At 71.1% G+C, this 16,281-nt stretch carries 9 protein-coding genes; 6 read left to right on the forward strand and 3 right to left on the reverse strand.

Annotation, left to right across the window (positions count from 1 at the left end):
- Window positions 1-9: 9 nt before the first annotated feature.
- Window positions 10-1,023 carry a sensor domain-containing diguanylate cyclase gene (locus NYP07_RS15090; protein WP_268151806.1) on the reverse strand — a complete coding sequence of 338 codons (1,014 nt, stop codon included), beginning with the start codon at window positions 1,021-1,023 and terminating at the stop codon, window positions 10-12.
- 107 nt (window positions 1,024-1,130) lie between these two features.
- Window positions 1,131-1,601, reverse strand: a complete 471-nt coding sequence (locus tag NYP07_RS15095; protein WP_268151807.1) for an Lrp/AsnC family transcriptional regulator — start codon at window positions 1,599-1,601, stop codon at window positions 1,131-1,133.
- A gap of 110 nt (window positions 1,602-1,711) precedes the next feature.
- Between NYP07_RS15095 and NYP07_RS15100 the strand changes: the two genes are divergently transcribed.
- The 3 genes from NYP07_RS15100 (at window position 1,712) to NYP07_RS15110 (ending at window position 9,739) form a co-directional block, all read left to right on the forward strand.
- A complete protein-coding gene (locus NYP07_RS15100; RefSeq protein ID WP_268151808.1) occupies window positions 1,712-5,251 on the forward strand; it encodes an indolepyruvate ferredoxin oxidoreductase family protein in 3,540 nt (1,179 codons plus the stop codon).
- 162 nt (window positions 5,252-5,413) lie between these two features.
- Complete coding sequence (locus NYP07_RS15105) at window positions 5,414-8,509, forward strand: PAS domain S-box protein (protein WP_268151809.1); 3,096 nt, start codon at window positions 5,414-5,416, stop codon at window positions 8,507-8,509.
- A 102-nt stretch (window positions 8,510-8,611) separates the two neighbouring features.
- Entirely contained in the window at window positions 8,612-9,739 is a 1,128-nt protein-coding gene (locus NYP07_RS15110) for an ABC transporter substrate-binding protein (protein WP_268151810.1), read from the forward strand.
- A gap of 6 nt (window positions 9,740-9,745) precedes the next feature.
- Here NYP07_RS15110 and NYP07_RS15115 read toward each other — a convergent pair whose 3' ends face one another.
- The gene (locus NYP07_RS15115; RefSeq protein WP_268151811.1) at window positions 9,746-10,189 is read right to left on the reverse strand and encodes an Lrp/AsnC family transcriptional regulator; all 444 of its coding nucleotides are present in this window, start codon (window positions 10,187-10,189) and stop codon (window positions 9,746-9,748) included.
- Between the two features lie 84 nt (window positions 10,190-10,273).
- On the opposite strand from NYP07_RS15115, the gene NYP07_RS15120 reads away from it, so the two are divergent.
- The 3 genes from NYP07_RS15120 to NYP07_RS15130 all read left to right on the forward strand — a co-directional run bounded on the left by NYP07_RS15120 (window position 10,274) and on the right by NYP07_RS15130 (window position 16,270).
- Window positions 10,274-10,867 (forward strand): LysE family translocator, encoded by a 594-nt coding sequence (locus tag NYP07_RS15120; protein WP_268151812.1) that lies wholly within the window; start codon window positions 10,274-10,276, stop codon window positions 10,865-10,867.
- 97 nt (window positions 10,868-10,964) lie between these two features.
- Window positions 10,965-13,469 (forward strand): S8 family peptidase, encoded by a 2,505-nt coding sequence (locus NYP07_RS15125; RefSeq protein WP_268151813.1) that lies wholly within the window; start codon window positions 10,965-10,967, stop codon window positions 13,467-13,469.
- A 128-nt stretch (window positions 13,470-13,597) separates the two neighbouring features.
- Entirely contained in the window at window positions 13,598-16,270 is a 2,673-nt protein-coding gene (locus NYP07_RS15130; protein ID WP_268151949.1) for a S9 family peptidase, read from the forward strand.
- Window positions 16,271-16,281: the final 11 nt, after the last annotated feature.

Consider the following 16,281-nt stretch of genomic DNA (forward strand, 5'->3'; position numbering starts at 1 on the left):
CCAGCCGCCTCAATCTCTTGGGCGCCGCCGAGTTTCCTTGACGCGGTACATCGCCGCGTCGGACTCGCGCAGCGCCTCCTCGACGCCCGAGCGCTGCGGGTCCATGCAGGCCACGCCGACGCTGGCGCCCGCGTAGTCGATCTCGGCCGGCCCGGCGGCATAGCGGCCGATGGTGGCGGCCGCCAGGCGCTGCTGCAGCAGCTGGGCCGCGCCGCGCCCGTCCTCGCTGAGCATCGGGCCCAGGCCGATGACGACGAACTCGTCGCCGCCCATGCGCGCCAGCACGTCGCCGGCGCGCAGCGCGGCCTTCAGCGCCTCCGCGACGCCGCACAGGAAGCCGTCGCCCGCGTCGTGGCCGTGGGTGTCGTTGACCTGCTTGAAGCCGTCCAGGTCCACCGTGCCGGCCAGCAGCCAGCGGCCGGTGCGCTGGGCCACCGCGGTCAGCCGGCGCAGTTCCTGCATCAGCGCCCGGCGGTTCATCAGCCCGGTCAGCGCATCGGTCAGCGCCTGGGCCTTCAGCTCGGCGTTGGCCTGGCGCAGCTGCTCGACGAGACGCTCGCGCGCGAGCTGCTGCTCGATGAGGCGGGCGAACAGCTTCAGCGCCTGCCCGGCCTCGGGGCTCAGCGGCCGGCGCCGCGAACTGGCCGCGCACAGCGTGCCGTACAGCGCGCCGTCGTCCTGGCGCAGCGGCGTGCTGGCATAGGTCTGCAGGCCGAGCTGGCGCGCCGCCGCGGAGTCGCCCCAGACGCCGGGCACGTCGTCCGTGTAGGGGCGGCCCTCTTCCAGCGCGCGCCTGCACAGCGCGTCGCCCCAGGGCACGGTCAGCCCCTCGGGGATCTGCAGCTCGCGCGTATTGCGCGCGTACAGCACATGCTGCAGCCCGCCGGCCAGGTCCACCGTCGTCAGATAGGTCGACTCCAGGCCCGTGACGGCCTCCAGCATCTGCAGCAGCGGCCGGGTCAGCGCCTCCAGGGTGTTGGTATGCGAGACGGCGCCCGAGAGCTGGGTGAACAGGGATTCCATGAGCGGGAGCAGGTGGCGGAACTCTCCTGCTACTTTAGGCAAGGCGGCGGGCCGCACTGAGGAACTGGGGCCTCCTGTTCAAGGGGGGCGCTGCTGCCCGACCGAGTTCAGCCCACCGGCAGCGCCGTCTCGTACTTGACCTCGCGCAGCACCACGTTGCTGCGCACGCTGGCAACGCCCGGCAGCTTGAAGATGTGCTGCTGCAGGAAGAGGTCATAGGCCTTCATGTCGGCCGCGACGACCTTGATGACGTAGTCGGCCTCGCCGGTGATGGCATGGCATTCGATGATCTCGCGGCGCGTGGACACGAGCTGCTCGAACTGCTCGACGGCGCCCTCGCTGTGCCGCACCAGGCTGACATTGGCCAGCACCAGGATGGACAGGCCGAGCTTCTCGCGGTCCACCAGCACGACCTGGCCGCGGATGACGCCGCGATCCTCCAGCTCCCTCACGCGCCGCCACACCGGCGTGGCCGACAGGCCGACCTTCTCCGCCAGCGCCTGCGTGGACAGGCGGGCGTCGGCCTGCAGGGCCTCGAGGATCTGCAGGCTGGCGCGGTCGAGTTCGTTTATTTCCATGATCCACCCCTTTGGAGAAGAATCATCTCATTCGACCGGCCGCACACCGGCATTGAGGCAAGTTCTTCCGGCCCCGCGGAGGAAGAATTTCGCGCCCTCCAGGAGCCCTCATGTCAGACGCCACACCCGCCCTGCGCCCCTACCAGCTCAGCGACAACCTCGCGGCCGACAGCGGCGCCGTCTTCCTGACCGGCACCCAGGCCCTGGTGCGGCTGCTGCTGGCGCAGAAAAAGCAGGACGAGCGCGCCGGGCTGAACACGGCCGGCTTCGTGTCCGGCTATCGCGGCAGCCCGCTGGGCATGGTGGACCAGCAGCTGTGGAAGGCGAAGAAGTTCCTGGCCGCGGCCCACATCGAGTTCTTGCCGGCGATCAACGAGGACCTCGCGGCCACCGCCTGCCTCGGCGTGCAGCGCGTCGCGCTGGACCCGCAGCGCACCGTCGATGGCGTGTTCGCGATGTGGTACGGCAAGGGCCCGGGCGTGGACCGCTCGGGCGATGCGCTCAAGCACGGCAACGTCTACGGCACGAGCACGCAGGGCGGCGTGCTGGTGGTGTGCGGCGACGACCACGGCTGCGTGTCCAGCAGCACGCCGCACCAGAGCGACCAGGCGCTGCAGGCCTGGAGCATGCCGCTGGTCCACCCGGCCAATGTGGCCGAATACCTGGAGTTCGGTCTCTACGGCTGGGCGCTGAGCCGCTTCTCGGGCGCCTGGGTCGGCTTCAAGGCCATCTCGGAGGTGGTCGAGAGCGGCATGACGGTGGACCTCGACGCCGTGCCGCTGGACTTCGAGCACGCCGTCGACTACACGGCGCCCACCAATCTGCACATCCGCTCGGTCGACCTGCCCTCGCTCGACCTCGAATCGCGCCTGGCCCACAAGCTGGACGCGGTGAAGGCCTTCGCCAAGGTCAACAGCATCGACAAGCACATCGTCACCAGCCCGGCCGCCACGCTGGGCATCGTGACGGTGGGCAAGGCTCACTACGACTTCATGGAGGTGCTGCGCCGCCTCGACCTCGACCCCAACGCGCTGGCCGCGGCCGGCGTGCGCGTCTACAAGGTCGGCCTCGTCTTCCCGCTCGAGCCGACGCGCATCGTCGAGTTCTGCTCCAACCTCACCGACGTGCTCGTCATCGAGGAAAAGGGCCCGGTCGTCGAGCGCCAGATCAAGGAGCTGCTCTACCACCTGCCCGACTTCCAGCGCCCGCGCGTCGTCGGCAAGACGGACGAGCATGGCTGCGCGGTGCTGAGCGCCTTGGGCGAGCTGCGCCCCAGCCGCATCATGGGCACGGTGGCCGACTGGCTCGCGCGGCTGAACCCGGCGCTGGACCGCCGCCACCTCGTCGTCGACTTCCTGACGCCGCAGCTGCTGTCCAACGCCGCCGACGCGGTGCGCCGCCAGCCCTATTTCTGCTCGGGCTGCCCGCACAACACCAGCACCAAGCTGCCCGAGGGTTCGCGCGCGCTGGCCGGCATCGGCTGCCACTTCATGGCGAGCTGGATGGAGCGCGGCACGTCCGGCCTGATCCAGATGGGCGCCGAGGGCGTGGACTGGGCGGCGCACTCGCGCTTCACGAAGGAAAAGCACGTTTTCCAGAACCTGGGCGACGGCACCTACTACCACTCGGGCTACCTCGCCATCCGCCAGGCCATCGCGGCCAAGACCAACATCACCTACAAGATCCTCTACAACGACGCGGTCGCGATGACCGGCGGCCAGCCGGTGGACGGCCAGACCAGCGTGCCGCAGATCGCGCGCCAGGTCGAAGCGGAAGGCGTCAAACGGCTGTGCGTCGTGTCCGACGAGATCGGCAAATACGACGGCCACCACGGCCTGTTCCCGGCCGGCACCACGTTCCACGACCGCAGCGAGCTGGACGCCGTGCAGCGCGAGCTGCGCGACATCGAAGGCGTCACGGTGCTGATCTACGACCAGACCTGCGCCGCCGAGAAGCGCCGCCGCCGCAAGAAGAAGGAATTCCCGGACCCGCCGCGCCGCATCTTCATCAATGAGGCGGTGTGCGAAGGCTGCGGCGACTGCGGCGTGGCGTCGAACTGCCTGAGCGTCGTGCCGGTGGAGACCGACTGGGGCCGCAAGCGCGCCATCGAGCAGAGCAGCTGCAACAAGGACTTCTCCTGCGTGAACGGCTTCTGCCCCAGCTTCGTGTCGGTGCATGGCCCGGTGCTGAGAAAGAAGGCCGGCGCCAGCTACACGGCGCAGGACCTGGCGCGCGAGCTCGCCGCCATCCGGCCGCCGGCCGCCTGGCCCTGGACCGGGCCCTTCGACCTGCTGGTCACCGGCGTCGGCGGCACGGGCGTCGTCACGGTCGGCGCGCTGGTGTCCATGGCCGCCCACCTCGAAGGCAAGCAGGCCTCGGTGCTGGACTTCATGGGCTTTGCGCAGAAGGGCGGCGCGGTGCTCTCCTTCGTGCGCGTCGCGCCGACGCTGGACCTGCTCAACCAGGTCCGCATCGACACCCAGCAGGCCGACGTGCTGCTGGCCTGCGACATGGTCGTCGGCGCGAGCCCCGATGCGCTCGGCACGGTGAAGGCCGGCCGCACGGTCATCCTCGCCAATACGCATGAGCTGCCCACCGCCGGCTTCGTGCGCAACCCGGACGCGTCGCTGCAGGCTGCCTCACTGCTCGACAAGATGCGCTTCGCCGTCGGCAGCGACGAGCTGCTGGACAGGGTCGACGCCCAGGACATCTCGCAGTGCCTGATGGGCGACACCCTGCCCAGCAACATCATCATGCTGGGCGCCTGCTGGCAGCGCGGGCTGATCCCCGTCGGCGAGGCCGCGCTGATGCGCGCCATCGAGCTGAACGGCGTCGCCGCCGAGGCCAACAAGACCGCCTTCGCGCTGGGCCGCCTCGCCATCGCCGCGCCGGATGCCATCCAGCGCCTGGCCGGCGACGTCAATGTCGTCAAGCTCTTCAACTACGACCAGCTCGATGGGCCTGACGGCCTGATCGAGCGGCGTTCGAAGTTCCTGGCCGACTACCAGGACGCCGCCTACGCGCAGCGCTACCGCGCGCTCGTCGACCGCGTGCGCGCCGCCGAAACCCAACTCGGCAAAGGCCAGCGCCTGACCCAGGCCGTGGCCCGCTACTACGCCAAGCTGCTGGCCATCAAGGACGAGTACGAGGTCGCGCGCCTCTACACCGACGGCCGCTTCGAGGCCGCGATGAAGGAACAGTTCGAGAACTGGGAGCGCCTGAGCTTCCACCTCGCCCCGCCGCTGATCGCCAGGCCCGGCGCAGACGGCCGCGCGAGGAAGATCGAGATGGGCTCGTGGACCTTCACCGCCTTCAGGTGGCTGGCCAAGTTCAAGGGCCTGCGCGGCACGGCGCTGGACCTCTTCGGCAAGACCGACGAGCGCCGCATGGAGCGCCAGCTCATCAATGACTACGAAAAGCTCGTCGACGAGATCCTGGCCTCGCTGACCGCCGACAACCTGAACACCGCCGTCGATCTGGCCCGCCTGCCCGAGAAGATCCGCGGCTACGGCCACGTCAAGCATGCCAACGTCGTCGCCGTGAAGCAGCAGTGGCAGGCGCTGCTGGACCGCTTCCACGGCCGCGCGGTGGAGGCTGCCGCCCAGCCGGTCGCGATGCCGGTGCGGGTCAAGGGCGTGGCGGAGCTGTAGAGGGCCAGGCGCCGGCCAGCCATCGGGCCGCCGGCGATCGCTTCGGCGGCGTGGCGCCGAGGCGACGGGCCGGGCGCGCGGCCGGGGCCTGCCCGGCGGCCATGTTCCAATCGGCAACCCCACCGGAACGGAACAGCGCTGCCCCGCACAGATCGAAGCCAGATGCGCATCGGAGACAAGAACACCGGGCCTGAAAAGATCAATACCGCGGCCTGGGCCGCGGCGGCGATGGTGCTGTCGATCGGCCTGACATTGACCGCAGGCGCGGTGCTCTGGCAGCAGCAGTCGTCCGACAAGGAAGCCCGGCTGCTGCTGGATCACCAGACCGAGCTGCTGCAGGACGACATCGCCGAGCGCTTCACATTGCCGATCTACGGGCTCAAGGGCGCGCGCGGCATGATGGCGGCCATGCGGGGCCCCGTGGGCCGTGCGCCCTTCGCGGCCTATGTCGCATCACGCGATCTGCCCGGCGAGTTCCCCGGTGCGCGCGGCTTCGGCGTCATCCAGTCCGTCCTGCGGCACGACCTGCCCGCCTTCATCAAAGCCCAGCGCGAGGACGGCGAACCGGACTTCGACGTGCACGGCAAGGGCGGCGCCGAGCAGCTCTTCGTCGTGACCCAGGTCGAGCCGAAGTCGCGCAACGCGCCGGCCTGGGGGCTCGACGTGGGCGGCGACCCGGTGCGCCGCCAGGCCATCGAGCGGGCCATCGCCAGCGGCGAGGCCACGTTGTCGGCTCCGGTCACCCTGGCGCAGGATGAGAATGCCGGCGCCGGCTTCCTGATGCTGGTGCCGGTATTTCGCGACGCCCCGGGCAGCAGCCTGGCGGGCAAGCGCCCGAAGGCCCTGCAGGGCCTGCTGTTCGCCCCGCTGATCGCGCAGGAATTGCTGAAGGGCGGGGCGGATGCCGCGGCCGTGCTGCTGGACATCGATCTGGCGGTGCGCAACGCCGACGGCGGCCTCACCCCCCTGCTCGCCGCCCGCGGTGGCGAGCTGATCGACGTCGCCAAGGCGGCCGGCAGGACGTTCACGAACGGGCCGGTGCTGACGTCCCGCCATTTCGACGTCGCCGGTCGGGAGTTCGTGCTGGAAACGACGCTGTCGCCGGCAACGGCGCGGCGGCTGCTGCAGCTGTCGGGCCTGTGGGTGGTGACGGGCGGCGCGCTGCTCAGCCTGCTGGCGGCCTTCACGGTCTTTCTGCTGTCGGCCGGCCGGGCCCGTGCCGAGGCGCTCGCGCAGGGCATGACGGCCGACCTGCAGCGCCTGGCCATGGTGGCCAGCCGCACGACCAACGCCGTGGTCATCACCGACGCCCAGCACCGCATCACCTGGGTCAACGAAGGATTCACCCGCATCACCGGCTACGGGGCCGACGAGGTGCTGGGGCAGAAGCCCGGCGACTTGCTGCAGTTCGAAGGCAGCGACCCGCAGACCGTGCAAACCATGCGCGCCGCCCTCGCCGCCCGGCGGGGCTGCCATGTGGAGCTGCTGAACCGGGGCAAGAACGGCCGGCAATACTGGCTCGACATCGAGATCCAGCCGCTGCAGGACGACGCCGGCGCGCTGACGGGCTTCATGGCCATCGAGTCCGACATCAGTGAGCGCAAGCATGCCGAACAGGCGCTGGCGCACGAGCGCAACCGCTACGCCGGCATCCTGGGCGCGCAGACCGAGCTGATCTGCCGCTTCGAGCCCGACGGCCGCCTCACCTTCGTGAACGAGGCCTTCTGCCGCTTTTTCGGCGTGCAGGCCGAGGCCGTCGTCGGCCACACCTGGGCGCCCATGGTGCATCCCGACGACCTGGACCGCGTGCAGCGCGAGGTGGCCGCGCTGCGGCCCGACCATTCCACGGTCGTCATCGAGAACCGCGTGCATCTCGCCAATGGCGACATGCGCTGGGGGCAGTTCGTCAATCGCGGCTTCTTCGACGCCCGGGGGCAGTTGATCGAGACCCAGAGCGTCGGCCGCGACATCACCGAGCGCAAGGAGCTCGAGGCCCAGATCCATGAGGCACGCGCGAGCCTGCAGGACCTCTACGACAACGCGCCCTGCGCCTACTGCGCCCTCGACGCGGAAGGCCGCTTCATCAGCGTCAACACCCTCGGCCTGTCGTGGACGGGCTGTTCGGCCGAGGATCTCATCGGCCGCCTGGGCCTGGCCGACTTCTTCGATGCCGAGGGCCGCGCATCGTTCGCGGCCAACTTCCCGCGCTTCAAGCGCGACGGCCGGGTCTCGGGGCTGGAGTTCGAGCTGATCGGACGCCACGGCAGGACGCGCCGGGTCAGCCTGTCGGCCACGGCCGTCTACGACGCCGACGGCCGCTTCGTGCGCAGCCGCTCCGTGATGTTCGACATCACGGAAACCCACCGCATCCGCCAGCAGCTGCACCAGCTCAACATCGACCAGCGGGCCATGCTGGAGAGCGATCTCGTCGGCATCGTCAAGGTCAAGGGGCGGCAGGCCCTGTGGCACAACGGCGCGCTGGAGCGCATGTTCGGCTATGACGAGGGCGAGCTGCGCGGCCACCATGCCCGCATGCTCTACCCGGACGACGAATCCTTCCAGGCCCTGGGCGCACGGGCCTACCCCCAGCTCAAGGCCGGCCGGCGCTTCCGCACCCAGCAGCAGATGCGGCGCAAGGACGGCACGCTGATCTGGGTCGACATGGCCGGGATCGAACTGCCCGCCGCCTCCGGAGACCGGAGCGGCGAATCGCTGTGGATGATGCTCGACATCACGCAGAGCAAGGCCTACGAGGCACGCATGGAGCACGCCGCGCTGCACGACGCGCTGACCGGCCTGCCCAACCGGATGCTGCTGGCCGACCGCCTCAGGCAGGCCATCCACGCCGCCGACCGCAGCGGCCATGTGTTCGCGCTGGCCTACCTGGACCTGAACGGCTTCAAGCAGATCAACGACACCCATGGCCACGATGCCGGCGACGAGGTGCTCAAGGCCGTGGCCGCGCGCCTGCAGGCGGGCCTGCGCGCCGGCGATACCGTGGCCCGCCTGGGCGGCGACGAATTCGTCGTGCTGCTGACGCCGATGCATGCCGCCGCCGAGGCCGAGCCGGCGCTGAACCGGCTGCTCGACGCGCTGGTCCAGCCCATCCCGCTGAGCTCGGGCGTGCAGGTGGCCGTCGGCAGCAGCCTGGGCCTGGCCCATTTCCCGGTCGACGGCCGCTCGGCCGACGCGCTGATGCGCCGCGCCGACGAGGCCATGTTCGCCAACAAGCGGGCCGGCCGCACGCGCACGGGCTGAGGCGCGGCCACACGGCGGCCGCCGGGGCGTATTCACGCTCAGCAACACCTGCACGCCGAACGGGCGCGGGCCGCCGCCCGGCTTGCGGCATCATGCGCGCTCATGCTGACCCGCCGCCAAGCCCATCTCGCCCTGGCCAGCCTCGCGCTGCCCGCAGCCTCCGCGCGCGCCCAGGAACGCCGCAGCCTCGTGCTGGGCCAGTCCGTGCCGCTGACCGGCCCCGCGGCCCAGCTCGGCCTGCAGATGCAGCTCGGCGCCCGGGCCTACTTCGAAGCCGTCAACGCGGCCGGCGGCGTGGGCGGCCTGCAGATCCTGCTGAAGACGCTGGACGACGGCTACGAGCCCGCGCGCTGCAAGGCCAACACCGAGAAATTCATCCAGGAGGACGTGTTCGCGCTGTTCGGCTACGTCGGCACGCCCACCTCGCTGGCCGCGCTGCCGCTGGCCACCCAGGCCAAAGTCCCCTTCATCGCCCCCTTCACCGGCGCCGAGGCCCTGCGCGACCCGTTCAACAGGCTGGTCTTCCACATCCGCGCGAGCTACTACGACGAGACCGAGCTCATCGTCAAACAGCTGACCCAGCTGGACCTGAAGAAGATCGCCGTCTTCCACCAGAACGACGCCTACGGCCAGGCCGGCCTGAAGGGCGTGCTGCGCGCCCTGGAGAAGCGCGGCCTGCAGCCCGCGGCCGTCGCCACCGTGGAGCGCAACAGCGTCGACGTGGCCGCCGCCGTGAAGGCCCTGGTGCCGGTGCAGCCCGAGGCCATCGTGCAGATCAGCGCCTACAAGAGCTGCGCCGCCTTCATCCGCGAGGCGCGCAGGGCCGGCTACGGCGGCCAGTTCCACAACGTCTCCTTCGTCGGCACCCAGGCCCTGGCCGACGAACTCGGCAAGGACGCCGCCGGCGTCGTCATCTCCCAGGTCATGCCCTCGCCCTTCGGCACCGCGGTGGGCCTGGTCAACGACTACCAGCTCGCGCTGCACAAGCTCGACCCCAGGGCCGAGCCCAACTACACCAGCATCGAGGGCTATGTCGCCGCCCGCGTCATCGTCGACGGCCTGCGCCGGCTCGGCGGCCACCCGACGCGCGAGGGCCTGATCACCGCGCTGGAAACCCTGTCGGGCTACGAGTCGCGCGGCTACCACCTGGGCTTCGGGCCCGCCAAGCACGTCGGCTCCAGCTTCGTCGAGCTGACGATGCTGACGGCCGAGGGCAAGGTCAGGCGCTGAGGCGCCTCAGCCGCGCTCGTCCTTGGGCGAGTCCATGACGATATAGCTCGTGATCATGCTGACCTGCGGCAGCCCGCCCAGCACGTCGGCATGGAAGCGCTTGTAGGCCGCCAGGTCGGCCACCTCCACGCGCAGCAGGTATTCGAAGGCGCCGGTCACGTTGTGGCATTCGCGCACGACCGGGCAGACGGCCATCGCGCCCTCGAAGCCCTGCTGCTCGGCCAGCGTGTGCCCCGACAGGCCGATGGCCACATAGGCGACGAAGCCCAGGCCCAGCCGTGCCGGGTCCAGAACGGCGCGATAGCCCTTTATGACACCCAGCCGCTCAAGTTCCTGCACGCGGCGCAGGCAGGCCGAGGGGCTGAGCGCGATGCGCTGGGCCAGCTCGGCATTGGTCACGCGGCCCTCCGCCACCAGCTCGCGCAAGATCTTCTCGTCGATGGCATCCATGGCCGCAGATCATTGCACGCCCAAGCACCAGCGCGGCAGCAAAGGCAAGCCAATTCGGCCCCCGCCTGCCTAGAGTTGCGGGCCATGAACACCAGCGCCACCCTGCTCGCCCTGTCCGGCTTCGCCTTCGTCACCTCCATCACGCCCGGCCCCAACAACCTGATGCTGCTGGCCTCGGGCACGCATTTCGGCTGGCGGCGCAGCCTGCCCCATCTGCTGGGCATCTCCTTCGGCTTCGGCGTCATGCTGGTCCTCGTCGGCCTGGGCCTGGGCGAGGCCTTCACGCGCTTCCCGGCGCTGCACGGGCTGCTGAAGTGGGCCAGCCTGGCCTATCTGCTCTACCTGGCCGCGCGCGTGGCCACGGCCGCGCCGCCCGGCGCCGAGGGCCAGGCCGGCGCCGCCGGGCGGCCGATGGGCTTCGGCGCCGCGGCGCTGTTCCAGGTCGTCAACCCCAAGGCCTGGGCCATGGCCCTGACCGCCGTGACGGCCTACAGCGAACTCGGCATCGCGGCGCTGACGCTGGTCTTCGTCGCGGTGAACCTGCCCTGCTGCGGCTCCTGGGCGCTGCTGGGCGAGCAGATGCGCCGCTGGCTGCACCGGCCGCGCGCGCTGCAGGCCTTCAACTGGGGCGCCGCGGCGCTGATGGTGGTCTCGGTGCTGCCGCTGCTCAAGGGCTGAAGCGGCAGGCCTTCATATTTCGGCACCGATACAAAACGGCAGCACGCGGGAAACGCCCGGCAACGAGGATGGCGGCGCCTCAGCCCCGGAGCCTCGCGTGCCTGCCTTCGCCACCCGAATCGTCCTTGCCGCGCTGGCCCTGCTGGCCTTGGGCGCCCTGCCCGTCCAGGCCGCCCGAGCCGCCACGGACGATGCCGACGGCGCCCGCGTCATCGTCAAGTTCAAGGCCCTGGGCCCGCTGATGCGTGCCGCCCGCGAGCGCGGCGACCGCGGCCCGCAGCAGGCCGCCACGCTCGCGGCCCGCCACGGCCTGGCGCTTGCCGACGGCCGCATGATCGACGCGCGCAGCCAGTCCCTGCACGGCGACAGGACGCTGAGCTCGGCCGCGCTGGCCGCCAGGCTCGCCAAGGACGCCGACGTCGAATACGCCGTGCCCGACGAGCGCCGCCACGCGCTCGCGCTGCCCAACGACCCGCTGCTGCCCGCCAGCGCCGGCGCGGCCCTCGCCGCCGGCCAGTGGTATCTGCAGCCCGCCGACGCGACGCTGGTGTCGGCCATCAACGCGGTCGGCGCCTGGGCCCTGACGATGGGCTCCGCCAGCCTCGTCGTCGCCGACGTCGACACCGGCGTGCTGTTCGCCCACCCCGACCTGGCGAACAAGCTGCTGGCCGGCTACGACTTCATCTCGTCGACCAGCATCGCGGGCGACGGCGACGGCCGCGACGCCGACCCGACCGACCCCGGCGACTGGACGACGGCCGGCCAGTGCGGCAGCGGCGAGGCCGCCACCAGCAGCAGCTGGCATGGCACGCAGACGGCCAGCATCATCGGCGCCCAGACCAACAACGGCATCGGCATGGCCTCGGTGGGCTACAACGTCATGGTGCTGCCGGTGCGCGTGCTCGGCAAATGCGGCGGGTCGGACTCGGACATCATCGCCGCCATGCTCTGGGCCGCGGGCGTGTCCAGCGTGCCGATCGCCAACCCCAACCCGGCCAAGGTCATCAACCTGAGCCTGGGCGGCAGCGGAACCTGCAGCGCGGCCTATCGGGATGCCATCAACCAGATCACGGCGGCCGGCGTCACCATCGTCGCCGCGGCCGGCAACGACGAGGGCCTGGCCGTCGGCGTGCCGGCCAACTGCGCCGGCGTCATCGCCGTGGCCGGCGTGCGCCATGTCGGCACCAAGGTCGGCTTCTCCAGCATCGGCCCCGAGGTCGCCATCGCCGCGCCCGGCGGCAACTGCGTCAACTCGACCGGCGCCTGCCTCTACCCCATCCTGACCGCTACCAACACCGGCACGACGACGGCCAGCAGCAGCGGCTACACCTACAGCAACAGCAGCAGCTACTCGGTCGGCACCAGCTTCGCGACGCCCATGGTCGCGGGCGCGGCGGCGCTGATGCTGTCCGTCAACCCGGCGCTGAAGCCGGCGCAGATCAAGTCGCTGCTGCAGTCGACGGCGCGCAGCTTCCCCACGCAACCCCAGGGCAGCAGCGTGCCCCTCTGCACGGCGCCCACGACGGTCGCGCAGGACGAGTGCTACTGCACCACCTCCACCTGCGGCGCCGGCCTGCTGGACGTGGGCGCCGCCGTCGCCGCCGCGGCCAATGGCGCGACGCCGACGGCCGCCATCACTGCCAGCGCGACGACGGTCACGGCCGGCACGACGCTGAGCCTGGACGGCAGCGGCTCGACGGCGCCGGGCACGCGCAGCATCACCGGCTGGCAATGGACGATCACGAGCGGCAGCGCCATCGCCAGCCTCAGCGGTGCGACGAATGCGGCCACGGCCAGCCTGAAGACGACCGGCATCGGCAGCGTCACCGTGCAGCTGACGGTGACCGACAGCACGGGCCTGCAGGCCTCGCGCACGCAGGCCATCGCCGTCACGGCCCCGGCCGCGCCGACCGTCGGCATCGTCGCCTCGGCCAGCGCCGTGTCCGCCGGCACTGCGGTCAGCCTCGATGGCGGCAGCAGCCAGGCCGCGACGGGCTTCGCCATCGCCGGCTACCAGTGGAGCGTCAGCGCCAGCCCGTCCAACCTGGCCAGCTTCACGACGGCGACCAACGCAGCGACGGCGACGCTGTCGACGCTGGGCAGCAGCAGCGGCAGCGTCGTCGTCACGCTGACCGTGACCGACTCGCTGGGCCAGACCAGCAGCGCCAGCACGACCGTCACCGTGACGGCCCTGGGGCCGACGGCCAGCATCAGCCCGTCGGCGACGACGGTGGTGGCCGGCAACAACGTCGGCCTCGACAGCAGCGGCTCCAGCGCACCGGCCGGGCGCACGCTGACGGGCTACCAATGGAGCATCACCAGCGGCAGCGCGGCCTTCAGCGGCAGCACGACGGGCTCGACCGCGACCGTGACGACCCGTGCGGCCGGCAGCTTCACCGTGCAGCTGACGCTGACCGACAGCGCCGGTGCGCAGGCGAGCCAGACGCAGACGATCACGGTGACGACGGCCGCCGCCGCGACGGGCGGGTCGGCGGGCGGGTCGGGCAGCGGCGGCGGCGCGATGTCGGCGTGGTGGCTGCTGGCGCTGGCGCTCGCAGCCAGCGGCACGGGCCGGCGGAGGACGGGGCGCCGCTCTCGCTGAACCCCTTGGTTCGGTGCAAAGGCAGCCCGATCCAGCCACCACCGTGACCAATGGAGCAGGCCCTCACGCTTCCTAGAATGCGCCGCCCCTGACCCCAGGGGGCCATTCAGGAGATCCCCTTGAAGCCCGTGACCTTCGCTGCCGCCGGCAGCCTGGCCCTTGCGCTGGCCTTTGCGGCGCTGACGCCGCTGCAGGCGCAGACCGCGCCGGCTGCCGCCGCCGTCCCGACCCTCGAACAGATCTTCCGCGCCCAGCCCTACCGCGGCGTGGATGCCAAGGACGCCGCCTTCAGCCGCAGCGGCCGCTACCTGGCGTATCTGTGGAACCCCGTCGGCGAGCCCGGCACCGACCTCTGGGTGCACGACACCCGGACCGGCAAGACCCGGCGCGTCACGTCGCCACAGCTGCTGGCCGCCTTCGACGCGCCCGAGGACCAGCAGCGCTTCGACAGGAAGCTGAAGCAGCGCAACACCGAATGGGCCGAGCGCCAGGCCAGGGAAGAGGCCCAGCAGGCCTATCTGCGCGGCGACAAGGTCGACCTGTCGCAGTGGGAGAGTGCCGCGCTGGAGACGGTGAAGCAGGAACTGGCCGACAAGAAGGCCAGGGACGACGCGCAGAAGGCCGCCGACAAGGCGGACGCCGAGGCCGAGAAGCAGGCCATGGCCGCGCTGGCCGCGAAGCGTGCCGGCAAGCCGGCGCCCGCCGCCGCGCCAGCGTCCGCCGCGTCGGCGCCCGACAAGCAGGACGACAAGGAGAAAGAGCTCTGGGAGCTGCGCGACGAGCTGAAGAAGAAGCTCGTGCGCGACAAGCTCAAGCCCGAGGACCTCTACCCCGGCGTGGCCCGGTTCGTCTGGGCCCGCAAGGCCGACGAGCTGATCCTGCAGTACCGCGGCGGCCTCTACCGCTGGAAGGCGGACGACGACCAGGCGCCCGCGCCGCTGGTGGCCACGCAGCGCGAGCTGCGCATCGTGGCCTACACGCCCGACGATGCCGGCTTCGTCTACATGGACGAGACCCGCGTGCTGCGTGCCCGCTTCAACCAGGCCGGCGTGCAGGTGCTGAACCGCGAGCTCGTCATCGCGGACGAGGCACCGAAGAAATACCGCATCGACCAGACCGCGATCAGCGAGGACGGCCGCTGGATGTCGCTGCTGGCGCGCGCACCGGTGAACCCGCCGGGCGACGACGGCAAGCCCCTGCCGCCGCCCAAGGAGCGCCAGGTCGAGATCATGAACTACGGCGAGCGCTGGGCCACCGCCAGGAAGGTCGACCGCGAGGTGTCGGACGACAAGCGCGCCGTGAAGCCGCTGGCCCTCTACATCCGCGCCGTGCCGGCCGCCGGCGAGGCGCCGCGCCGGCAGCCCGCGCCGGTGTTCACGAACGCGGGCGGCGACGTCTGGTTCGAGATGAGCGACGTGGCCTGGGCGCGCGACGGCAGCCGCTACGCCTTCACGACCTGGGAGCGTGAGAAGGAGCTGCTGCGCGTTTACGTGGGCAAGGCGGACGAATCGGCCAAGCCAGAGGTCGTCTTGGAGCGCCGTGGCGACGTGGGCCACGAGGTGGTCAGCGTCGTGCAGCCGCGCTTCACGCCCGACGGCAGGCAGCTGGTGCTCGTGCTGGACGAATCCGGCTGGCGCCAGCCCTGGGCGATCGACGTGGCGACCAGGTCGCTGCGCCCGCTGCTGAAGGGCGGGTTCGAGGCCCATCAGGTCGTCGGCTTCACGGCGGACAGCAAGGCCATGTTCGTGCTGGCCAATGCCGGCGACACGGCGGCGATGAACCTCTTCCGCGTCGACATGGCCAGCGGCGAGATGCGTGCCCTCGGCGCGGCGGGCGAGTACCACCGCGCGGCGGCCGCGTCGGAGGACGGCCGCTGGGTCGGCGCCAACGCCGGCAACTGGGCCCAGCGCCCCGAGCTGAAGCTGATCGCCGTGGACGGCAAGGCCCGGCCCGCAACGCTGACCCGCAGCACCGACCCGGCCTGGGCCGGCGTCGGCCTGCAGCAGCCCGAGCGCTTCCACTACGCCAACCGCCACGGCGACCGCATCGAGGGCTATGTCTTCAAGCCCGCCGGCTGGCAGGCCGGCGACAGGCGGCCTGCCGTCGTCTACGTCTACGGCGGCCCGCTGAACGACCGCCACATCGTCGAGGTCGACAGCTTCCAGAACACGGCCTACCTGTTCGGCATGTACATGGCCGCCAAGCATGGCTATGTGATGGTCGCCGTGGACCCGCGTGGCCACAGCGACTACGGCCGCAAGTTCTCCGACGCCAACTGGGAGCACCCCGGCGAGCCCCAGGCCGAGGACCTGGAAGACCTCGTCAAGCTGCTGCCCGGCCGGTTCGGCGTGGACCCCGCGCGCATCGGCCTGAACGGCTGGAGCTTCGGCGGCTTCCAGACCCAGTACACGATGTACACGCGGCCCGACCTGTTCGCCGCCGGCATCGCCGGCGCCGGCCCGACCGAATGGGAGAACTACAACAGCTGGTATTCCGGCCGCACGCTGGGCCAGACCGAGCGCAGCAAGCCCAGCCTGCGCCGCTTCTCGCTGCTGCCGCTGGCCCGCGGCCTGCGCCATCCGCTGCTGCTGGTGCACGGCATGCAGGATCCCAATGTGCTCTACCAGGACACGGTCAACGTCTACCGCGAGCTGCTGGAGTCGGGCAAGGCGCCCCTCGTCGAGCTCTTCCTCGACCCGGACGGCGTGCACGCGCTGGGCGGCGTCGTGAAGCCGGCCGCCTGGCACCGCAAGTACGAGGCCTTCTGGCTGGACCACCTGGGCCGCGCGGCCGCGCCCTGAGGCGCGCGGCG

Source organism: Pelomonas aquatica (assembly GCF_026712205.1).
In the GTDB taxonomy this organism is placed as follows: domain Bacteria; phylum Pseudomonadota; class Gammaproteobacteria; order Burkholderiales; family Burkholderiaceae_C; genus Pelomonas; species Pelomonas aquatica.